18 protein-coding genes are annotated in these 22,024 nt (G+C 66.6%); 10 read left to right on the top strand and 8 right to left on the bottom strand.

All coding sequences use genetic code 11. From position 1 onward, the window contains the following. Window positions 1–10 precede the first annotated feature (10 nt). Window positions 11–916: a glycosyltransferase family 2 protein gene (locus AC3QL3_RS17630; protein ID WP_492895391.1), complete on the top strand. Its 906-nt coding sequence runs from the start codon at window positions 11–13 to the stop codon at window positions 914–916. Between the two features lie 30 nt (window positions 917–946). Here AC3QL3_RS17630 and AC3QL3_RS17625 read toward each other — a convergent pair whose 3' ends face one another. Continuing rightward, a complete protein-coding gene (locus AC3QL3_RS17625) occupies window positions 947–1,591 on the bottom strand; it encodes a hypothetical protein (protein WP_492895390.1) in 645 nt (214 codons plus the stop codon). 198 nt (window positions 1,592–1,789) lie between these two features. Then, entirely contained in the window at window positions 1,790–3,742 is a 1,953-nt protein-coding gene (locus tag AC3QL3_RS17620; RefSeq protein WP_492895389.1) for an OPT family oligopeptide transporter, read from the bottom strand. 160 nt (window positions 3,743–3,902) lie between these two features. On the opposite strand from AC3QL3_RS17620, the gene def reads away from it, so the two are divergent. Beyond that, window positions 3,903–4,433 carry a peptide deformylase gene (def, locus tag AC3QL3_RS17615; RefSeq protein WP_492895388.1) on the top strand — a complete coding sequence of 177 codons (531 nt, stop codon included), beginning with the start codon at window positions 3,903–3,905 and terminating at the stop codon, window positions 4,431–4,433. Window positions 4,434–4,470: 37 nt separating this feature from the next. On the opposite strand, the gene AC3QL3_RS17610 is transcribed toward def, so the two are convergent. From AC3QL3_RS17610 to ettA, 3 genes are all read right to left on the bottom strand, one after another. Beyond that, window positions 4,471–5,685, bottom strand: a complete 1,215-nt coding sequence (locus AC3QL3_RS17610; RefSeq protein ID WP_492895387.1) for a hypothetical protein — start codon at window positions 5,683–5,685, stop codon at window positions 4,471–4,473. Window positions 5,686–5,785: 100 nt separating this feature from the next. Further along, complete coding sequence (pyrF, locus tag AC3QL3_RS17605; RefSeq protein ID WP_492895386.1) at window positions 5,786–6,613, bottom strand: orotidine-5'-phosphate decarboxylase; 828 nt, start codon at window positions 6,611–6,613, stop codon at window positions 5,786–5,788. A 160-nt stretch (window positions 6,614–6,773) separates the two neighbouring features. Further along, complete coding sequence (gene ettA, locus AC3QL3_RS17600) at window positions 6,774–8,435, bottom strand: energy-dependent translational throttle protein EttA (protein ID WP_492895385.1); 1,662 nt, start codon at window positions 8,433–8,435, stop codon at window positions 6,774–6,776. 180 nt (window positions 8,436–8,615) lie between these two features. Here ettA and glyA point away from each other — a divergent pair, with 180 nt between their 5' ends. The 6 genes from glyA to AC3QL3_RS17570 all read left to right on the top strand — a co-directional run bounded on the left by glyA (window position 8,616) and on the right by AC3QL3_RS17570 (window position 16,237). Next, window positions 8,616–9,872: a serine hydroxymethyltransferase gene (gene glyA, locus AC3QL3_RS17595; protein ID WP_492895384.1), complete on the top strand. Its 1,257-nt coding sequence runs from the start codon at window positions 8,616–8,618 to the stop codon at window positions 9,870–9,872. Between the two features lie 132 nt (window positions 9,873–10,004). Further along, a complete protein-coding gene (nrdR, locus tag AC3QL3_RS17590) occupies window positions 10,005–10,529 on the top strand; it encodes a transcriptional regulator NrdR (protein ID WP_492895383.1) in 525 nt (174 codons plus the stop codon). A gap of 85 nt (window positions 10,530–10,614) precedes the next feature. Further along, on the top strand, window positions 10,615–11,733 hold the full coding sequence (gene ribD / locus AC3QL3_RS17585; RefSeq protein ID WP_492895382.1) for a bifunctional diaminohydroxyphosphoribosylaminopyrimidine deaminase/5-amino-6-(5-phosphoribosylamino)uracil reductase RibD: 1,119 nt from the start codon (window positions 10,615–10,617) through the stop codon (window positions 11,731–11,733). A gap of 2 nt (window positions 11,734–11,735) precedes the next feature. Further along, a complete protein-coding gene (locus tag AC3QL3_RS17580) occupies window positions 11,736–12,341 on the top strand; it encodes a riboflavin synthase (protein ID WP_492895381.1) in 606 nt (201 codons plus the stop codon). Next, window positions 12,338–13,453 (top strand): 3,4-dihydroxy-2-butanone-4-phosphate synthase, encoded by a 1,116-nt coding sequence (gene ribB, locus AC3QL3_RS17575; RefSeq protein WP_492895380.1) that lies wholly within the window; start codon window positions 12,338–12,340, stop codon window positions 13,451–13,453. The genes AC3QL3_RS17580 and ribB overlap by 4 nt, the downstream gene beginning before the upstream one ends. A gap of 453 nt (window positions 13,454–13,906) precedes the next feature. Beyond that, window positions 13,907–16,237 (top strand): TonB-dependent receptor, encoded by a 2,331-nt coding sequence (locus AC3QL3_RS17570; protein ID WP_492898973.1) that lies wholly within the window; start codon window positions 13,907–13,909, stop codon window positions 16,235–16,237. A gap of 4 nt (window positions 16,238–16,241) precedes the next feature. On the opposite strand, the gene AC3QL3_RS17565 is transcribed toward AC3QL3_RS17570, so the two are convergent. Continuing rightward, on the bottom strand, window positions 16,242–17,525 hold the full coding sequence (locus AC3QL3_RS17565) for an NTP/NDP exchange transporter (protein WP_492895379.1): 1,284 nt from the start codon (window positions 17,523–17,525) through the stop codon (window positions 16,242–16,244). An 86-nt stretch (window positions 17,526–17,611) separates the two neighbouring features. On the opposite strand from AC3QL3_RS17565, the gene AC3QL3_RS17560 reads away from it, so the two are divergent. Next, on the top strand, window positions 17,612–18,421 hold the full coding sequence (locus AC3QL3_RS17560; protein WP_492895378.1) for an MOSC domain-containing protein: 810 nt from the start codon (window positions 17,612–17,614) through the stop codon (window positions 18,419–18,421). A 30-nt stretch (window positions 18,422–18,451) separates the two neighbouring features. Next, a complete protein-coding gene (locus tag AC3QL3_RS17555) occupies window positions 18,452–20,038 on the top strand; it encodes a GMC family oxidoreductase (RefSeq protein WP_492895377.1) in 1,587 nt (528 codons plus the stop codon). A 54-nt stretch (window positions 20,039–20,092) separates the two neighbouring features. Here the strand turns inward: AC3QL3_RS17555 and AC3QL3_RS17550 are convergent, their stop codons facing one another. After that, a complete protein-coding gene (locus AC3QL3_RS17550; RefSeq protein ID WP_492895376.1) occupies window positions 20,093–21,034 on the bottom strand; it encodes an electron transfer flavoprotein subunit alpha/FixB family protein in 942 nt (313 codons plus the stop codon). A 160-nt stretch (window positions 21,035–21,194) separates the two neighbouring features. Further along, window positions 21,195–21,941: an electron transfer flavoprotein subunit beta/FixA family protein gene (locus tag AC3QL3_RS17545; RefSeq protein WP_492895375.1), complete on the bottom strand. Its 747-nt coding sequence runs from the start codon at window positions 21,939–21,941 to the stop codon at window positions 21,195–21,197. Window positions 21,942–22,024 lie beyond the last annotated feature (83 nt).

Below are 22,024 nucleotides of genomic sequence, written 5' to 3'. Positions count from 1 at the left end.
GATGTCGGTCATGACCGACATCGCTCCCGGTCTGACCAGCGTCGTCATCGTCGCCGCCGACAGCGGTCCGCTGCTGCGCAAAGCGGTCGCAGCCGCATTCTCCTCGACAGTGGAGGTCGAGATCGTGTTGGTCGACAACGCGTCGACCGATGGCGAAATCGAGAAGGTTTGCGCCGAGCATCCAAACGATTCCAGATTGCTGGTGCTGCGTAACCCGACCAATCTCGGTTTCGGCACGGCCTGCAATCGCGGCGCCCGATCGGCGCGCGGCGACGCCTTGCTGTTCCTCAATCCGGACTGCCTGCTGGAGCCGAGCACTATCGAGGGGCTGCGTTTAGCCGCGGCCGATCGCAGCATCGGCTTGTTGGGCGTCGACGTGCGCGCACCCGATGGCGTGTCGGAACGCAGCAATCGGCGCCGTGATCCGACCTTGCGTCGCGCCTTGTCGACCGTTGTAGGCTTGTCGCGGCTTGCTTCGCGTTGGCCGATGCTGGAAGGAATTGCGATGCCGGCTGCCGGCGCAGCCAAAGCCGATGTCGAAAGCGTCGAAGCGGTATCGGGCGCATGCATGTACCTGCGCCGCGACGTCTTCGACCGCATCGGCGGCTTCGACGAAGGCTATTTCCTGCACGCCGAGGATCTCGATCTGTGCCGCCGCGTGCGCGCAGTCGGCTGGGATGTTGCGATCGTCAACTCCTTACGCGTCGTCCATGCTCAAGGAAGTTCGAGCCATCATCGTGCGATTTTTGTCGCTCGCCACAAGCATCGCGGCATGTGGCGCTATTTCGTCAAGTTCGATCCGGCCGCGCGCAATCCCATGCTGCGCGGCGTGGTTTGGTTGGGTATCTGGTCGCACTACGCTCTGCGCGTTCCCGCGCTCTGGCTGCGCGAGAAACGTGCCTCCGCGCGGCGTTAGCCGCGCGAAGAATGCGGCCTGCTGCTCCGGTCAGTTGTGCAGATTCAATACGCCGATGTAGCAGGAACTGCGATTGCAGTTCGGATCGTAGTCCGTAGGATCGGACAGTTTGATGTTCACGAAGTAGTCGGTGCCTGGCGCCAGCAAGCATCGACTGGCCTGCTCGATGGTCTTCCAGTTGATCATCAAGCGTCCCGATTCGGCGTTCGTTATTTGGCAAGCCGCGTTCTCCGGCTCGAAATCCGCGCACGTCTGACTGATCGACATCGTCAAGGGTGGGCCGCCGTAGTAACTCGCATGCTGAAACTGTCCGGCGAGACTGAGGGATACGTTGGCGGGCACGTGGAACTTCGCCGCCAGATACTGATTCCGCCCGAACGCCCTGAGCACCGGAAGAGCACCCGCCGTGCCTGGCCAGTAGACGGTCGCGTCGGTCGAGGTGAAATGTCCCCAAATGTTCTCGAATAGGCTCAGATCGACGTTGTGACGCAGCGGCGGGTTGCTGGGATTGGAGCCGCCGTCACCGGATGGATAGAAAATATTGCTGAAACTCGCCCGCGAAGGCGAACCGAAAGGACAGCCATCGATGTCGGTACCCTCGAACGGGTCCAGGAAAATCGAATCCACTGCGCCGCTGGCGGAGGCGGCGAGGATTAGAGCGGCAACACTCAGCATGGGCGAAACTCCGGTTGCGTGCCAGGCGAATAGGTCGGGTACGAATCGTGTCTTCCCCACGAACCGCCTAGGAACGGCGGATCGAACTCCCGTACCGGATTTTGCTCGGTACTCGTGCCGGCGTTCTTAAGTTTTCGTTGCCGCGCCGAGGAAATTTCTATTGATTGAATGCCACGTCCTTGTGGCATTCATCGCGGATCAGGCGCCGGACGGCGACTTGCGAACCGCCGTGCGATACAGCAGCCAGCCGATCAGCGCCAGCACGCCAAGGCCGACCCACTGGTTGAAATGCAACGAGGCTGGCAGCGCCAACACGTCGGCGCGTTCGCTGATCACGATCGGAATCGCGATGGCGATGCCCATCAGCGCTTCTCCGGTGATCAAGCCGGCGGAGAACAAGGTGCCGGGGCGATGGATGCGATCGCGTTCGGCTTCGTCATGCGGATCGACGCCGTGCTTGCGCTCGACGAAATGCGCGAGCAGGCCGCCGAGGAAGATCGGCACCATCAGCTCCAGCGGCAGATAGATGCCGATCGCCGCAGCCAGTACCGGCACACGGAAGCTGGACTTGCGCGCTTTCAGCCATTCGTCGAACGCGATCACCGCGGCGCCGATCAGCGCGCCGATGCCAATCATCGTCCACGGCAACTTGCCGCCGAACATGCCCTTGGCCACCGACGCCATCAGCGTCGCCTGCGGTGCGGACAGCGAATTGGGATGCGCAGCCGTCGGTGCACCGATGCCGTATGCGGTAGCGAGCAGATTCAGCACCGGCGCCATGATCAACGCGCAGGAGAACGCGCCGATCGCCAACATCACCTGCTGTTTCCACGGCGTCGCGCCGACCAGATAACCGGCTTTGAGATCTTGCAGGTTGTCGCCGCCCACCGCCGCCGCGCAGCAGACCACCGCGCCGATCATGATGGCCGCGACCGCGCCGATCTGCGAATCGCGCCCCATCAGGGCGACCAGCACGAGCGAAGCGAACAGGATCGTCGCAATGGTGATGCCCGATACCGGGTTGTTGGACGAACCGACCAGACCGGCCAGATAGGCCGATACCGAAACGAACAGGAACCCCGCCACGATCATGATGATCGTCATCGGGATGCTGACGCCCCAGTTGGAAACGATCGCCTGATAGAGCAGGGCGAGCGGCACGACGAACGCGATCAACGCGATCAGCATCCACTTCATCGGCAGGTCGCGCTCGGTCTCGGCGACGATGCCGCTGTTGCCCTTGCGCGCGGCCGCGAGGCCGCTCTTGATGCCGGAAGCGAGCGACTTGCGCAGCGAGAACAACGTCCACACGCCGCCGATCAGCATGGTGCCGACGCCGAGGTAGCGCACCTGCGTGCTCCAGATCGCGAACGCGGTAGTGACCGCGTCCTTGCCGGCGACCTGCGCCGCCAGCGCCGTGTTGCCGTCGAGGAAGAACGTGTTGTACAGCGGAATGGCGATGTGCCAGGACAGGATGCTGCCCGACAGCACGACGATGCCCACGTTGAGTCCGACGATGTAGCCGACGCCGAGCAGGGCGGGCGAGAGGTTGGTGCCGAGGTAAGCGATCGCCTTACCGACGAAGGTGCCGCCGGCCGCAGCGTCCGGAATCATGCGCAGGCCGCTTTCGGCGGCGAGTTTGACCACCGCGCCGATCGCGCCCGAGAGCCCGAGGATCTTCAGCCCCGGTCCGGGATTCTCGCCCGCTTTCAACACTTCCGCGGCCGCTTTGCCTTCCGGAAACGGCAGCGGGTCCTCGACGATCATCGAGCGGCGCAGCGGCACCGAGAACAGCACGCCGAGCAGGCCGCCGAGACCGGCGATCGCGAGCACCCAGGAATAACGGAAGTCCTGCCAGTAACCGAGGATGATCAAGGCCGGAATGGTGAAGATCACGCCCGCCGCGATCGAAGATCCGGCGGAGGCGCCGGTCTGCACGATGTTGTTTTCCAAGATGGTGCCGCCGCCGAGCAGGCGCAGCACGCCCATCGAGACCACCGCTGCGGGAATCGCCGTGGCGATGGTCAGGCCGGCGAACAAGCCCAGATACGCGTTCGCGGCGGCGAGGATCATCGCCAGGATCATCGAAAGAATCACGGCGCGCACCGTGAGCTGCGCGACGGGCTTGGCCGCAGCGGGTTGGGAATTCATGCTTTGCCCCTTGCTGGAGGTGGTCGCGCGAACAGCACGACGCGGTCCGCGGCCGTATCAAAACACAAGCTCCGCCACGCGTCACGCGCGGCTCGGGCCGCAGTACGAGCCGGCCGCTCCGCTGCGCGATAATGTCGCGCTAGCGACCCGAGGTGCCGGCATGATTCATCCGATCCTGAAAATGGGCGATCCGCGCCTCTTGCGCGTGGCGCAGCCGGTCGAGCGCTTCGGCACGCCCGAACTGCGCGAGCTGATCGCCGACATGTTCGACACCATGCACGCAGCCAACGGGGTCGGCCTGGCCGCGCCGCAGATCGGCGTCGACCTGCAGCTGGTGATCTTCGGCTTCGACCGCAACGAGCGCTACCCGGAGGCGCCCGCGGTGCCGCGCACGATCCTGCTCAATCCGACCCTGACCCCACTGACGGACGCACGCGAGGAGGGCTGGGAGGGTTGCCTGTCGGTGCCGGGTCTGCGCGGCGTGGTCGAACGCTGGGCGTCGATCCGATACACCGGCTTCGATCCCGACGGCGTGCCGATCGACCGCGTCGCCGAAGGTTTCCATGCGCGCGTGGTGCAGCACGAGTGCGATCACCTGATCGGCACCCTCTACCCGATGCGGATCACCGATTTCTCGCGCTTCGGCTTTGCCGACGTGTTGTTTCCGGGACTCGAACTCGCCGACGACTGAATCCTTGGCCGTGCTGCGAATTTCGCGACGAACCGCTTCAACGATCGAAGCCGCCCTCGAACAGATAATCGGCGCTCGACAAGTAGACCGCCCCCGTCCAATGCTGCGAGTCGTACGCGTTGGCGGAAGGCGCGCCGGCGATCCAGGTGGCACGATCGAGCGCGAGAGAAGTTCCGAGGCCGCCGAAGTTGTCTTGCGCTTGAGCCTCGACGCGGGCACTCAGGCTCCAGCCGGCGGACGAGCGGGCGTACTCGTAGATCGCGCCGCCGCCGCTAGAAGGGCTGCCGATCCAGAGCACGTCGGCTCCCAGCGCTACGCTCGAGCCGAACGTTGAAGCGGGTTGCGACGCGGGTTCGGCCAGAGTCGCGGCGAGCTTCCAATTCGCCGACGCCCCTTCATAAACCCATACGTTCCCCGGCGTCGAAACCGTCGTGGTCGGAGCGCCGAACACGACGACGGACGCATTCATGTCGATCGCACGACCGAATCGGCGGTTCGGGTCGGGATCGGTCGGGACGAAGACAGCTTGCAGCGAAGGCGCGTACAGACCGGGAATGCCGAGGTCGTAGAGATAGCCCGTTCCTACCGCGCCCAGCGGCGGACCGATGCTCGGCGCGCCGATCAGAAGGGAATTGGCGTGCGACGCCAGCGCTTGTCCGAAGCCGGCCCATTCGCCCAATTGGGTAGGCGCGCAGACGTAGGTCCGCATCCCTTCGGGCACGCCCATCACAAAGCCGCGTTCGAGTCCGGAAGGGCAGCCGCCGGCGGATGCGCCGGCGAGAAAAGGGCTTCCCGAGAGCGAGTCGCGATAGGCGGCCACGGAGGCGCCGAATCCCGCGTAAGTCGACGCGGACGGCACGCTGCCTTCCGCAATGCTCGGTGGCTCGGCCAGGATATTGCCGGTCTGATAGACGTAGCCGCCCTTGCCCCCTTGCGGCGCGCCAATGCCGAGCACGTTCCCATTCAAGGCGATCGAGGCGCCGAAGCCGCCGGTGATCGGCGGTTCCGCCGGCGCCTCGATGCGCGCATCGACGATCCAGCCGGCACCGCGGCGCCGCAGTCGGTAGACGGCGCCTTGGCCGCCTTCGCACGGGTCGCCCACGAAGGCGACATTGCCGGAGAGAGCGACGCTGCTTCCGAAACAACCCGCGATCGGTCCGTTCGCACCGTCGGGTTTGGCCACGCGTACGGGCTGGCTCGAGGCGTTGCCGGCATCCGCTGCGGCGAGGCCGAGTCCAACGAGAAGCGTCATCGAAAATGCATGCATCGACGGCTCCCAAGAGGCCGGGTTTCGAAATCCGACGATCAGCGCAATCGGATGCCGCGGAAGCTAATACGCCGGAACTCGGAGTTCAACGATAGCGGTTGATGTCGGCGCGCAAAGCGGCGGTAGCCGTGCGCGCCGCGTCGGCGAAATCCTCGCCGTTACCGGCGTAGAGGATCGCGCGCGAGGAACTGATGATCAGACCGGTGCCGTCCGCGGTCTTGCCGTTCTGCAGCACCGCCGCGACGTCGCCGCCTTGCGCACCGACGCCGGGTACCAGGATCGGCAAGTCGCCGACGCGGCGGCGCACGTCGGCGAGTTCTTCCGGGTAGGTCGCACCGACCACCACGGCGCAGTTCCCGTTCGCATTCCACTCGCGCGCGACGGTTTCGGCGACGTGCTGATACAGCCTGCGCTCGCTGCCGCCGGCACCACGAACGAGCAGATCCTGCAGGTCGCGCGCGCCCGGGTTGGAGGTGCGGCAAAGAACGATCACGCCCTTGTCGGCGCGGTCGAGAAACGGCTGCACCGAATCGCGGCCGAGATAGGGATTGGCGGTGACTGCGTCGGCGCCGTAACGATCGAGCGCTTCGGTCGCGTAGTGCTGCGCGGTCGAGCCGATGTCGCCGCGCTTGGCGTCGAGGATCACCGGCACGCCCGGATGCGCCGCGTGGATGTGCGCGATCAGGCGCGTGAGCGCATCCTCGGCCGCCTGCGCGGCGAAATGCGCGATCTGCGGTTTGAAGCAGCAGACCAGATCGGCCGTGGCGTCGACGATCGCGCGGCAGAATTCGAACATCGCATCCGGATCGTCGCGCAGCGCGCCGGGGAACTTCGCCGGCTCTGGATCGAGGCCGACGCAGACCAGCGAGTCGTTGCGGCGCCAAGCCTGCCTGAGCATCTCGATAAAGGTCATGCGCCCGAACCTGCACAAGGTGTATTCCCTTCTCCCATTCGCGGGATCGGCATCCGTCGTCGGACGGAGGGAGGGTGCCGAAGCTGGATGAGGGGAACCTTGTATTGCTGCTCCGGAAGCACCCTCATCCGAAACCTCTCCCGCGAGCGGGAGAGGGGCATCAAGCCAGTTTCTTGTAGCGCAATCGGTGCGGCTGGGACGCGTCGTCGCCGAGGCGGCGCTTCTTGTCTTCCTCGTACTCGCGGTAGTTGCCGGGGAAGAACTCGACGTGCGAATCGCCCTCGAACGCGAGGATGTGCGTGGCGATGCGGTCGAGGAACCAGCGATCGTGCGAGATCACGAAGGTGTTGCCCGGGAATTCGAGCAGGGCGTCCTCGAGCGCGCGCAAGGTTTCGATGTCGAGGTCGTTCGACGGTTCGTCGAGTAGCAGCACGTTGCCGCCCTGCAGCAGCGTCTTGGCCAGGTGCAGACGGCCGCGTTCGCCGCCCGACAGCGTACCGACCAGTTTCTGCTGGTCGGGTCCCTTGAAGTTGAAGCGGCCGATGTAGGCGCGCGACTGAATCTCGATGCCGTTGATGTTGAGGATGTCGGCGCCGCCCGACACTTCTTGAAACACGTTGTGGTTGCCTTCGAGCTTCTCGCGGCTCTGATCGACGTAGGCGATGTTGACGGTCTGGCCTTTGGCGATTTCGCCCTGATCCGGCTTTTCCTGCCCGGTGATCATCTTGAACAAGGTCGACTTGCCGGCGCCGTTCGGGCCGATGATGCCGACGATCGCGCCGGCCGGCACGTTGAAGCTGAGGTCATCGATCAAGAGGCGGTCGCCGAACGACTTGGACACGTTCTTGAATTCGATCACCGAGTTGCCCAGGCGCTCGCCCGGCGGAATGAAGATCTCGTTGGTTTCCTGGCGCTTCTGGTAGTCGACCGACTGCAGCTCTTCGATGCGCGCCAGGCGCGCCTTGCCCTTGGAGCGGCCGCCCTTCGCGTTCTGGCGTGCCCATTCCAACTCGCGCTGGATCGCTTTCTGGCGCGCCTTTTCCTGGCTTTCTTCCTGCTTGAGGCGCTCGTCCTTCTGTTCCAGCCAGGACGAATAGTTACCCTTCCACGGAATGCCGCGGCCGCGGTCGAGTTCCAGAATCCACTCTGCCGCATTGTCCAGAAAGTAGCGATCGTGAGTGACCGCGACGACGGTGCCGGGGAAGTCGGCGAGGAAGTGTTCCAGCCACTCGACCGACTCGGCGTCGAGGTGGTTGGTCGGTTCGTCGAGCAGCAGCATGTCCGGCTTTGACAGCAGCAGGCGGCACAGCGCGACGCGGCGCTTCTCGCCGCCCGAGAGCTTGGCGACGTTGGCCTCCCACGGCGGCAGGCGCAGCGCGTCGGCGGCGACTTCGAGCTGGCGTTCGAGCGCGTGCGCGTCGTTCGCGGCGAGCAGGTTCTCCAGCCGCTGTTGCTCGGCGGCGAGCTTGTCGAAGTCGGCGCCTTCCTCGGCGTAGGCGGCGTAGACCTCTTCCAGCCGCTTCTGCGCGCCGATGATCTCCGACACGCCTTCCTCGACCACTTCGCGCACGTTCTTGCTCGGATCGAGCTTCGGTTCCTGCTCCAGATAGCCGATCTTGGTGCCCGGATTGGGGCGCGCCTCGCCGACGAAATCGGTGTCGACGCCGGCCATGATGCGCAGCACGGTCGACTTGCCCGCGCCGTTCAGGCCGAGCAGACCGATCTTGGCGCCGGGGAAGAACGACAGCGAAATGTCCTTGATGATCTGACGCTTCGGCGGGACGACCTTGCTGACGCCGATCATCGTGTAGATGTATTGCATGCCTGACTCCGGGCGAAGAACGCGACGGCGCTGAAGACAGAGCCGGGTCCGATGGAAACGGGAAGCCTCGCATTATCGCCGATCGGCGGGCGGCGCGTCATGTTCGGCCCGCCACAGCACCGAAAAGCGCGCCACAAAGCGGTAACATGCGCTCCCCGTCCGTCTGCACAGGTTCCCGCGATGTTCTCCAAGGATGCCCGTATCGAAGGTTTCGATCCCGAACTCGCCCAGGCGATCGCCTCCGAGCGCCGGCGTCAGGAGGATCACGTCGAACTGATCGCGTCGGAGAACTACGCCAGCCCGCGCGTGCTCGAGGCGCAAGGTTCGGTGCTGACCAACAAATACGCCGAAGGCTATCCCGGCAAGCGCTACTACGGTGGTTGCGAATACGTCGACATCGCCGAGAGCCTGGCGATCGCACGCGTCAAGCAGCTGTTCGACTGCGACTACGCCAACGTGCAGCCGCATTCGGGCTCGCAGGCGAACCAGGCGGTGTACTTCGCCCTGCTCAATCCCGGCGACACCATCCTCGGCATGAGCCTGGCCCACGGCGGCCACCTGACCCACGGCGCCAAGGTCAACTTGTCGGGCAAGATCTTCAACGCCGTGCAGTACGGCATCGACCCTGCGACCGGCAAGGTCGACTACGCCGAGATCGAGAAGCTGGCGCTGGAGCACAAGCCGAAAATGATCGTGGCCGGCTTCTCGGCTTATTCGCAGGTGCTCGACTGGGCGCGTTTCCGCGCCATCGCCGATCAGATCGGCGCCTACCTGTTCGTCGACATGGCGCATATCGCAGGTCTCGTCGCCGCCGGCGTCTATCCGAGTCCGCTGCCGCATGCGCACGTGGTCACCTCGACCACGCACAAGACCTTGCGCGGTCCGCGCGGCGGCATCATCGTCGCCAAGGGGTTGGCGCCGGAGATCGAGAAGAAGCTGCAGTCGATCGTCTTCCCCGGCATCCAAGGCGGGCCGCTGATGCACGTGATCGCGGCCAAGGCGGTCGCGTTCAAGGAAGCGCTGGAGCCGGCCTTCAAGACCTATCAGCAGCAGGTGGTGAAGAACGCGCAGGCGATGGCGAAGACCTTCATCGCGCGCGGCTACAAGATCGTTTCCGGCGGCACCGAGAATCATCTGATGCTGCTCGACCTGATCGGACGCGAGGTCACCGGCAAAGACGCCGAGGCCGCGCTCGGCGAAGCGCACATCACGGTCAACAAGAACGCCGTGCCGAACGATCCGCGCTCGCCCTTCATCACCTCGGGTCTGCGCATCGGCACGCCGGCGGTGACCACGCGCGGCTACCTCGAGCAGGACTGCGTCGACCTCGCCAACTGGATCTGCGATTTGCTCGACGCCCCCGGCAAAGCCGAGGTGGTCGAGCAGACGCGCGCGAAGGTCGAGGCGCAGTGCAAGAAGTATCCCGTGTATGGATGAGGGGCCGGGATTGGGGATTGGGGATTGGGGATTCGGTAAGAACGAGCCCGTTTCCCGTTCGCGTTCGTTCCCCTGTCGGCTGCTCTTGCTCTCTCCAATCTCAAATCCCCAATCCCCAATCCCGGCCCCCTAGTGCACTGCCCCTTCTGCCAGCACGAGGACACCCGCGTGATCGACTCGCGCGTGTCCGACGACGGCGCCACGATCCGGCGCCGGCGCGAGTGCGAGCGATGCAGTGAGCGCTTCAACACCTTCGAGACGGCCGAGATCAAGCTGCCGAGCGTGATCAAGAACGACGGTCGTCGCGAAGCCTTCGACGATCGCAAGCTGCGCACCAGCTTCGAGCTGGCCTTGCACAAGCGCCCGGTCTCGGGCGATGCGGTCGACGCCGCGATGCGCGCGGTCATCGACGATCTGCGCAAGAGCAGCGAGCGCGAAGTGCCGTCGCGGCAGATCGGCGAGCTGGTCATGCGCGCGCTGAAGAAGCTCGATCAGGTCGCCTTCGTGCGCTTCGCCTCGGTCTACCGCAGCTTCGAAGACGTGCAGGCGTTCCGCGAAGAGATCGAGCGGCTCGAACGCGATCTGCCGGTGATCGAGGGCCTGCAGCTGCCCCTGCTCGGCGAGGCGCGCGTCGCCGTGCCGGGCAAAAAGCGTTAGCAGTGGCAGTGCGGTCGCCGTTTCTCCCGGCTCGCCATTTCCGCCCTCGCGGCGATGACGGCCGCAGCGTTCTCATCCGGTTGCCATGACGTTTTCCGCTCTCGACCACGCGCTGATGGCGCGCGCCTTGCGCTTGGCCGAACGCGGCCTGACGACGACGCAGCCCAATCCGCGCGTCGGTTGCGTCATCGCGCACGAGGCAGAGGTCGTCGGCGAGGGCTGGCACCAGCGCGCCGGCGAGCCGCACGCGGAAGTGTTCGCGCTGCGCGCGGCCGGGCCGCGTGCGCGCGGCGCCACCGCCTACGTCACCCTCGAACCCTGCGGCCTGCACGGCCGCACGCCGCCGTGTGCCGATGCGCTGATCGCGCATCAGGTCGCACGCGTGGTGATCGCCAGCGAAGACGCATTCCAGCGCGAAGGCGGTGCCGTCGCTCGTCTGCGTGCGGCCGGCATCGCGGTCGAATCCGGTCTGATGCGCGAGGCGGCGCGCGAACTCAACCGCGGCTTCTTCGCGCGCGTCGAGCGCGGCCGGCCGTGGCTGCGCTTGAAGCTGGCGATGAGCCTGGACGGCCGCACGGCCTTGGCGAACGGCGCATCGAAATGGATCACCGGCGAAGCGGCGCGTGCCGACGTGCAGCGCTGGCGTGCGCGCAGCTCGGCGATTCTGACCGGCAGCGGCACCGTAGCGGCCGACGATCCGCGGCTGACCGTGCGCCTTCCTGCCACGGCTGCGTCCGAACGAGGCGCCGGTTTCGCGCCGCTGCGCATCGTGCTCGATCGGCAGTTACGCACGCCGCGCGGAGCGAACGTGCTCGACGGCAGCGCGCCGACGCTGATTTTTCATGCCGCCGGCGCGCATCCCGCGCACGCGGATTTCGAGCGCGCCGAGCGCGTCGCGGTTGAAACGCGCGATGTCGGCCTCGATCTGGCGCAGGTGCTGGCCGAGCTGGCCCAGCGCGGCGTCAACGAACTGCAGGTCGAAGCGGGCTCCAGGCTGAGCGGCGCCTGGTTCGCCGCCGGCCTCGTCGACGAGCTCTTGCTGTACGTCGCGCCGGTGTTGCTCGGCGATGCCGCGCAGCCATTGCTGGCGCTGCCGCCGCTGGGCGAGATGACGACGAGCTGGAAGCTGCGCGTGGTCGATCGGCGTCAGCTCGGCGAGGATTTGCGTTTGCTGCTGCGCCCAACGAATCAGGCCATGGAGTAGTCATGTTCACAGGAATCGTCCAAGCCGTCGGCCGCATCGCGCAACGCGCGCAGCGCGGCGGCGACGCGCGCATCGTGATCGAAGCCGGCGCGCTCGACCTCGCCGACGTCGCGCTCGGCGACAGCATCGCCGTCGCCGGTGTCTGCCTCACCGCAGTCGAACTCGACGGCACTCGTTTCTCCGCCGACGTGTCGGCGGAAACGCTGCGCCTGACCACGCTCGGCGCGCTCGCGCTCGGCGATGCGGTCAATCTGGAGAAATCGCTGCGCCTGGCCGACCGGCTCGGCGGGCATCTGGTCTCCGGCCACGTCGACGGTGTCGGCGCGGTCGCGGAAGTACGCGACGACGGCGGCTCGCAACGCTGGACGTTCCGTGCACCGGCCGCCTTGATGCGCTACATCGCGGTGAAGGGATCGGTCTGCGTCGACGGCACCAGCCTCACCGTCAACGAAGTCGCCGGCGATCGCTTCGGCGTCACCCTGATCCCGCATACGCTGGCGGCGACGACCTTCGGCGCACGCAAGGTCGGCGATGCGATCAACCTCGAGGTCGACGTGGTCGCGCGATACGTGGAAAGACTGCACGGCGAACGCGAGGTGTCCGCATGAGTTACGCAACGGTGCAAGAGCTGGCAGCGGAAATCCGCGCCGGCCGCATGGTCGTCATCGCCGACGACGAGGACCGCGAAAACGAAGGCGATCTGATCATGGCCGCGCAAGCGGTGACGGAAGAAGCGATCGCCTTCATCGTGCGCCATTCCAGCGGCATCATCTGCCAGCCGATGCTGCGCGCGCGGCTGGAAGAGCTGCAATTGCCGCAGATGGTCAGCGACAACAGCGAAAGCCATCGCACCGCATTCACGATTTCGGTCGACTATCGCCACGGCACGACTACCGGCATCTCCGCGGCGGATCGCGCGCGCACGATCCGCGCGCTGGCCGATCCGACCTCGCAAGCTGCCGACTTCGCCCGGCCCGGCCACATCTTCCCGCTGCGCTACAGCGAGGGCGGCGTGCTGACCCGCGCCGGGCACACGGAAGCGACGATCGACCTGGTGCGACTGGCCGGTTTGCCGATGCTCTCGGGCATCCTGGTCGAGATCGTCAACGACGACGGCACCATGAAGCGCGGCGCGCAGCTGATCGAGTTCGCGCGCCAGCACGGACTCAAGGTCGGCACCATCGCCGACCTGATCCGCTACCGGCTGGAGACCGAAAAGACCGTCGCGCGTGCGTTCGAGCGCGAGGTGGACACCGAGTTCGGCCCGTTCCGCCTGATCGGTTATCGCGACACGCTCGCCGCGCCGCCGCACTTCGCCCTCGTACGCGGCAGCATCGACGACGGCGCGCCGGTGCTGACGCGCGTGCACGTGCGCGACACCTTGAGCGACGTGCTGCATCTGACCGACACGCCATGCGGCCTGACCGTCAGCGCCGCGCTGCGCCGCGTCGCCGAAGAAGGGCGCGGCGTGGTCGTGGTGCTGTCGGATGCGGACGAGGCGGCGCGAGCGCTCGATCGGCTCACGCGCGAGCGGCAGGAGCGCAACGAGGCCGCCTACGACGGCCGTCAGCACGGCCGCGGCGCGCAGATCCTGGTCGACCTCGGCGTGCGCCGTCTGCGCGTGCTCGGCACGCCGCGACGTTTCCACGGACTCGACGGCTTCGGCCTGGAAGTGGTCGGCTACGAAGACAGCACGGGCGGCATCGCCTCGAAAGACTAGCCGTGCCGGCCGGCGCAGCGGCCTTCCGTTTCGCGATTGCGTGCCTCTGAGGCGCAGCGCTGACATCGAATCACCGAACTCCGCCCAGCCCGGCCCGATCCGTCGTGGCCGTCCGCGCCAGCGGCCGGTCGGGAAAGACGGCCGCCGCGGCCGCGCGCCGCCGCCGCTCCAGGGCGTGATGCCGTACCGCGACGGACGCGAATCGCCGTGAAACGATGCGCGGTCGTCGTCGAGCGCCGCAGCCGTTGCGCGGCTGCGGACCGGGGGGATGCAACCGGCGCGCAACACACTCGACGTACCGTGGCGCGCCGCGAAACGCCACGGACGGGCTGGTCAGCCCGCCGCCGCCGCGCCCATCGATTACGTAAGGATCCCGTCCCGATGCATGCTTCCTCCGCTGTACGCCAGCCGTCGTCTCACGGTGTCGTCCGTTCCCGCCAGCCGTTCGCCGTCCTGCGCAGAAATGCGCTCGCCCGCGCTTGCGCCAGCCTGCTGTTGGTTTCGCTGGCGGCAACGGCGTCGGCTGAGGAGAGTGCGCAGCCCGCCGTAACCAGCGCCGACGGACAGACTGGGGGCGGGCCCTCGGCTGAGCCGTCGACGGCGTCGTTGGACACCATCACGGTGACCGCCGAGCGGCGTGAGGAGAACTTGCAGAAGGTGCCCGTTTCGGTCGGCGTGGTGCAAGGCGAGACCATGCGCGAATTCACCGCCGGCGGCGACGACACGTTGCTGGCGCTATCCGGCCGTGTTCCGGGTCTGTACGCCGAAACCACGACCGGGCGCATTTTCCCGCGCTTCTACATCCGCGGCCTCGGCAACATCGATTTCTATCTCGGCGCTTCGCAGCCGGTCTCGATCATTCAGGACGACGTCGTGCTCGAGCACGTCGTGCTGAAGTCGAATCCGGTGTACGACCTCGATCAAGTCGAAGTGCTGCGCGGCCCGCAGGGTTCGCTGTTCGGGCGCAACACCACCGCCGGCATCATCAAGTTCGACAGCATCAAGCCGAGCCAGGAGTATTCGGGCCGCGCGCAATTCAACTACGGCAGCTACAACAGCATTTCGTTCGACGGCGGCTTCGGCGGTCCGGTCACCGACATCCTGTCCTTCCGCGTGTCGGCGCTGTATCAGCACCGCGACAACTGGGTCGACAACATCTACGCAGGCCCGAGCGCCGACGGCACGGTCACGCCGAAGAAGGACGCAATGGGCGGTTTCGACGATCGCAACCTGCGCCTGCAATTCTTGCTGACGCCATCGGAGAATTTCTCGGTGCTCGCCTCGGCGCATGCGCGCGACTACGACGGCACCTCGACGCTGTTCCTGCGCAACGCCATCGTGAAAGGCTCCAACGAAGTCGATGTGCCGCGCGACAAGGTCGCTTACGACGAAGCGCAAGACAACCCGCAGGCGTACAAGACCTACGGCGGCTCGATCAAGGCGATCTACGACTTCGCCGGCATGTCGCTGACCTCGATCAGCGCCTACGAGACCACCTCCGGCTACAGCCGCGGCGATACCGACGGCGGCGCCGCCGCGAATTTCCCGGTCAACGGCGCGCCCAACGGCTACGGCCAGTCGATGGGCCAGGTGCGCGATCTCGATCAGTTCACGCAGGAATTCCGCCTCGCCAGCGAAGGCGAGCAGGCGTTGAAGTGGCAGATCGGCGCGTTCTACTTCGACGGTCGCGACACCACCGATTTCTACCAGCGCGCGTGGTTCCTCAATCCGCCGGCGCGCAATCCCAACAACTGGGTGCGCCTGCGCAACGGCAACACCTCCTGGGCCGGCTTCGGGCAGTTGAGCTATCAAGTCACCGATGCGCTGACCGTGACCGCCGGCGTGCGCGAGACGCGCGACAGCAAGCACACGCGCCTGCTCAAGACCGCCGACAGCGCCGCCGGCGTATCGACCTATACCGGCCGCCGCGACGTGAAGATGTCCGACACCACGCCGAGCTGGGATCTGAGCGCCATCTACGCGATCAATCCGGACGTCAACGTGTACGCCCGCGTGGCGCGCGGCTTCCGCGGACCGACCATCCAGGGCCGCTCGGCGGTGTTCAACGCCGATTTCACCACCGCCGATTCGGAAACGATCCTGTCGTGGGAAGCGGGCATCAAGACCAGCCTGTTCGACAATCGTCTGCGCTTGAACGTGGCCGCCTTCACCTACACGGTCGACGACATCCAGCTCAACGGCAACGACTCCAACGGCAACGGCGTCTTGTTCAACGCCGACAAGGCACGTGCGCGCGGTTTGGAAGCCGACCTCGACTGGCGTCCGATCACGAACCTTTCGCTGACCGCCGGCTTGAGCCTGTTGCACAGCGAAATCCAGGACAAGCGCGTGTATGCGCAGGTGTGCGCGCTCAACGGCGTGGTGGTGTGCACGGTGAAGGACCCGACCATCAAGATCGGCGCGAACACCTTCGCGCAGATCGACGGCAATCCGCTGCCGAACGCGCCCAAGTACAGCATCAATCTGGCCGCGCGCTACGACATCCCGGTCGGCAACGGCACTTTCTTCGTCGCCACCGACTGGAACAAGCAGGGTTACACCAGCTTCGTCCTGTACGACTCCAAGGAATTCAACGCCAGCGGCAATTTCGAAGGCGGCTTGAAGCTGGGCTACACCGCCAACTCAGGCGAGTACGAAGTGGCGCTGTTCGCGCGCAACATCACCAACGAAAAGAATCTCAAGGGCGTGATCGAGAACTACATGGCGGCGGTCTACAACGAACCGCGCATCGTCGGCGTGTCGCTCGACTACAACTGGCACTGAGGCACTAAGCCGCGCGATCGGCGTCGCGCGGCGGCGGCGGAGTCTTCGGGTCCACCAGAGACTTCGCCGTGCCCCAACCGATCCAAGCCGAGCAGCCGGCGGCGAGCATCGCCAGCGCGGCGAAGCCGGGCAAGGTCATGCCGAGCGTGCGCAGACCGTTGAAGCCGCTGGTGATGACCAAGTCGCCGAAGCGCCAGACCGAGGTGTCGATGAAGTTCTTGGTCTTGTAGCGCGTCTCGGCGTCGACGTGCGTGTACAGGCTGTCGAAGGCCGGCTTGAACACGCCGTAGGCGCTGGCGCGCGTGATCACCGTGGCGACCGCGATCCAGGCGCCGCTGAACACCGCCAGGCCCGCCAGCATCAGCGCCTTGATCGCGCCGTCGATCGCCAGCGGCGGTGCCGGTCCGAAACGCACCATCAAGCTGCGCGTCACGGTGAGCTGCAGCACGACCTGCAGGATGTTGGCGTACAGATCGATGCTCGCGGCGAAGTTCGTGCGCGCTTCGCGCGTGGGATAGGTCGCGCCGCTGTAGTCGGCGAGCAGCGCGTAGATGACGGTGCCGACCGCATCGCCGAGCAGCATCAAGAGCGCGACGCGCCGCATCAGCGGCGACTTGAACGTCTCGATCGCGCCGGCCAGGAAGCTGCCGCCGATGATGCGCTGTTCGCGCCGCTCGTCGCCGGAAACCGGATGCCGCTGCGCCCAGCGCGACAACGCGAAGATGCACCCGATCGACAGGCTCAGCAGGCTGGCCGAGACGATCAAGAGGCCGGGCACGCCGATGACGAACACCAGCGCCTTGGTCAGGGCGGGACCTGCGATCGCACCGACCGCGCCGCCGAGCGCGATGATCGGGAACAGGCGCCGCGCCTGTTCGGCGTCGAACAGGTCGGCCATGAAGCTCCAGAACACCGACACCACGAACAGATTGAACACGCTGCCGTAGACGAAGAACGCCGAGCCGAGCAGGCGCGCGTCGATCGCATCCTGCGCGTTGAACAACGGAATGAACGCGATCATGCCGGCGATGAAGAACAGATACACCACCGGCACGAAGCGGCGGCGCGGAAAGCGCGCGACCAAGGCACCGAACAGCGGCGTCAGCGCCAGCGTCGCGATGAACACCGCAGCGTAGAAAATCGGCAGCGCGGTTGAGCCGACCGCGGCCAAGAGCTGATCGCGCACCGGCCGGATCACGTAGTAGGCCGCCAGCACGAGGAAGAAATACACGAACGCGACGACGACGGCGAAGACTTCGTGGCGCTGGATGGCGGGGCGGCTCGACACGGGTGTCCCTCGAAGGCGGCGCAAGCCTAGCAGGGCATCGCGCGTCCGCGCGAGCGGGCGCTGAGCCGCTGCTGCATACTGGATCGATGAGCGCCGTCCTCTCGACCATCCATCTGTTCCCGCTCAAGTCCGGCGCGGCGCTGGCGCCGCAGGAAGCCGTGGTCGAGCCGCGCGGACTCGCCGGCGACCGCCGCTGGATGGTCACCGACGAGCACGGCCGTTTTCTCACCGCACGCCAGCATTCGCGCCTGACCCTGGTGCGCGCCGAGATCGACGGCGCCGCGCTGCGCTTGAGCGCGCCGGGCATGCCGCCGCTGCATCTGCAGCCGTCCGCTTCCCCCTCGCGCATCGAGGTGACGGTGTGGAAGAACACGGTGCAAGCGAGTACGGCGTCGGCGCAAGCCGATGCGTGGATCGGCGCGTTCCTCGGCCTCCCCGCGCGCCTGGTGCATATGGACGCCGACTGCGTACGCGCGGTCAGCCCCGACTACGGCCGTCCCGGCGACGAAGTCAGCTTCGCCGACGGCTATCCGCTGCTGCTGATCTCGCAAGCCGCGCTCGATGCGTTGAACGCGAAGCTGGCGCGGCCGGTGCCGATGCTGCGCTTCCGTCCGAACCTGGTCGTCGCCGGCACCGAGCCGCACGCCGAAGACGGCTGGAAGCGCATCCGCATCGGCGCGATCGAGTTCGACGTGGTGAAGCCGTGCACGCGCTGCGTGTTCACCACGGTCGACTACGAACGCGGCGAGTTCGATCCGTCCGGCGAACCGCTGCGCGCGCTGGTCGGCTATCGGCGCTCGCCGAGCGGGGTCACCTTCGGGCAGAACCTGATTCCGCGTGGCCGCGGTCGCCTGCGGGTGGGCGATGCGGTTGAGATTCTCGAACGATCGTTTTAACGTGCGTGCTGGTCAGGCGGGAAGGGTGCGATGGCTTCGAGCTACGACTTCGTCATCGTCGGTGCCGGTTCGGCCGGCTGCGTGCTGGCTAATCGCCTCAGCGCGAACCCCGCGCATCGCGTGCTGCTGCTCGAAGCCGGCGGCCGCGACTGGCATCCCTTCATCCACATGCCGGCCGGTCTCGGCAAGCTGTTCGCGCTCAAGCGCATCAACTGGGATTATTCGACCGAGCCGGAATCGGCGCTGCAGCAGCGCCGCTTGTGGTGGCCGCGCGGACGCGTGCTCGGCGGCTCCAGTTCGATCAATGCGATGTGCTACGCGCGCGGCGCCGCCGCCGACTACGACGAATGGGCGGCGGCCACCGGCGATCCGCGCTGGGGTTGGTCGAACGTGCTCGAGGTGTTCAAGCGCGGCGAAGACAACGCGCGCGGCGCCGACGCCTGGCACGGCACCGGCGGTCCGCTGGCGGTATCGGACCTGCGCTACCACAACGTGTTGTCGCAGGCCTTCATCGACGCCGCCGCCGCGTGCGGCATCGCGCGCAACGACGACTTCAACGGTGCCACGCAGGAAGGCGTCGGCTATTACCAGGTCACCCAGCGCGACGGCATGCGCTGCTCGGCCGTGGCGGCGTACCTGAAGCCGGCGCGCGCGCGCGCGAACCTGAGCGTGCTGACGCACGCGCAAGCAACGCGCGTGCTGCTCGACGGCGCGCGCGCGGTCGGGGTCGAGTATCGCCAGCGTGGGCGTCTCGAACGCATCGAGGCCGGGCAGGTGCTGCTCGCCGGCGGCGCGATCAATTCGCCGCAGCTGTTGATGTTGTCGGGCATTGGTCCGGCCGAGCATTTGCGCGAGCACGGCATCGCGGTCGCGCTCGATGCGCGCGAGGTCGGCGCCAATCTGCAAGACCATCTCGACATCTGCACCTTGGTGCGTTCGACGCGCAAGGTCACCTACGACACCGTCAACGACGCCGCGGTCGCGCTCGAATTCCTGTTCCGGCGCCGCGGTATCGGCACCTCCAACATCGCCGAAGCCGGCGGCTTCGTGCGCACGCGCTACGCGCCCGATGCGCGCTGCGACGTGCAATTTCATTTCGTGCCGGCCCTGCTCGACGATCACGGCCGCAACAAGCTGCCCGGTTCCGGCTACACCGTGCATGCCTGCTTCCTGCGCCCCAAGAGCCGCGGCTCGATCCGGCTGAAGTCGGCCGATCCGGCGGCGCCGGCGGCGATCCACGCCAATTATCTCGGCGATGCCGAAGGCTTCGATCTCAAGGTCATGGTCGAGGCGGCGCGCATCGCGCGTGAAATCCTCGCGCAGGAACCCTTTGCGGCGTATCGCGGCGAAGAGATCTTCCCCGGCGCCGCCGCACGCAGCGAGGCCGACCTGGCCGACTTCGTGCGGCGCAAGGCGGAAACGATCTACCACCCGGTCGGCACCTGCCGCATGGGGCGGGACGATGCGGCTGTGCTCGACAGCGAGTTGCGCGTGCGCGGCATCGACGGCCTGCGCGTGATCGACGCCTCGGTGATGCCGAACTTGGTCAGCGGCAACACCAATGCGCCGACGATGATGATCGCCGAGCGCGCGGCGGAGTTGCTGTCGGCAGGCTGAGACGGACGACGCTTTCCCTCCCCGCACAGCGGGAGAGGGGAAAGCGTGGCGCGGTCACACCGCGTTGGTGAGTTCCGGCACCAGGGTGAACAGATCGCCGACCAGGCCGTAGTCGGCGATCTCGAAGATCGGCGCCTCGGCGTCCTTGTTGATCGCGACGATGGTGCCGGCGTCCTTAATGCCGGTCAGGTGCTGGATCGCGCCGGAGATGCCGATCGCGACGTACAGCTCCGGCGCGATGATCTTGCCGGTTTGGCCGACCTGCAGGTCGCTCGGCACGTAGCCGGCGTCGACCGCCGCGCGCGAAGCGCCGACGCCGGCGCCGAGCTTGTCGGCCAGGGCGTAGATGATCTTGAACGCATCGCTCGAGCCGAGCGCGCGGCCGCCGGAGACGACGCGACTCGCGCTCTGCAGGTCCGGGCGATCGCTCTTGCCCTGGGCGAGTTCGACGAAGCGCGTATGGCTGGGCAGGGCGACGTCGAGCGCGAGCGCTTCGACCGCCGCGCTGCCGCTGCTGCCGACCGCCGCGTACGAAGCGGTGCGCACGGTCGCGACCAGCAGCTGGTCGGCCGGCGCTTCGACCGTGACGATCGCGTTGCCGGCGTAGATCGGGCGCTTGAACGTATGCGCGCCTTCGACCGCGGAGAGGTCCGACACCTGCGCCACGCCGAGCAGGGCGGCGACGCGCGGCGCGAGGTCCTTGCCGAAGGTGGTCGACGGCGCCAGCACGTGCGTGTAGCCGTTCTTCGCGGCGGCCGCGACTTGCGGCGCGAACACCGCGGCGAGCGCGTGCGCGTTCTCGCCGCGCGCGACCGTCAAAACCTTGCTCACGCCGTCGAGCTTGGCCGCTTCGGCGGCGACGCCGGCCGCATCGGCGGCGAGCACGAGCACGTCGATCGACTCGGCCTTGAGGTCCTTCGCGCAGGTGACGCAGCGCGCGGTGCTGGAGTTCAGTTTGCCGTCGAGGTGTTCGGCGACGATCAGGATCTTGCTCATCGTTCTTTCCGTCCGATTCGATAGATCAGTCACCTCTCCCGCTTGCGAGAGAGGTCGCGCCGGAGGCGCGGGTGAGAGGAAACTCGTGGCGGCATTTCGGGAACTCCCTCATCCGCCCTGCGCGCACCTTCTCCCGCCGGCGGGAGAAGGAACAACGCGCTTACACCAAGCCCTTGGCTTTCAGCGCCGACACCAGTTCGGCCACGTCCTTGACCATCACGCCCTTGCTGCGCTTGGCCGGCGGCGCGTAGTGGGTGGTCTTGAGGTGATCGCCCGATTCGACGCCGAGACTGGCGAACTCGATCGTCTCGATCGGCTTCGCCTTCGCCTTCATGATGTCGGGCAGCTTGATGAAGCGCGGCTCGTTCAAGCGCAGGTCGGTCGTGATCACGGCCGGCAGGTCGACTTCGATCGTCTCCAGGCCCGCGTCGACTTCGCGCGTGACGCGCGCGACATTGCCGTTCACCTCGACCTTCGAGGCGAACGTCGCCTGCGGGCGATCCCACAGCGCCGCCAGCATCTGGCCGGTCTGGTTGCAGTCGTCGTCGATCGCCTGCTTGCCGAGCAGCACGATCTGCGGCTGTTCTTTCTCGATCAGCTTGAGCAGCGCGCGCGCGGCGGTCAGCGGCTGGATCGCCTCGCCGGTGACGACGTGGATCGCGCGATTGGCGCCCATCGCCAGACCGTTGCGGATGTGCGCCTGCGCATCGGCCGGGCCGATCGTGACGACCACGACTTCGCTGGCGATGCCTTTCTCGCGCAAGCGCAGCGCTTCTTCGAGCGCGATGTCGTCGAACGGATTGGCCGACAGCTTGACGCCGTCGGTGACCACGCCGGAGCCGTCCGGCTTGACCTGGATGCGCACGTTGAAATCGACGACGCGCTTGTAACCGACCAGGATCTTCATCGGATATCGAACCTCGCTGGAAGCCGCGCGGCCGTGCGGCCGGCGCAAAGAACTTCGATTTTAGCGGAAACGGCGCGTCGGTG

The organism is Dokdonella sp. GW821-FHT11D02, from assembly GCF_058808595.1.
This window is presented reverse-complemented; position numbering and strand designations above follow the sequence as displayed.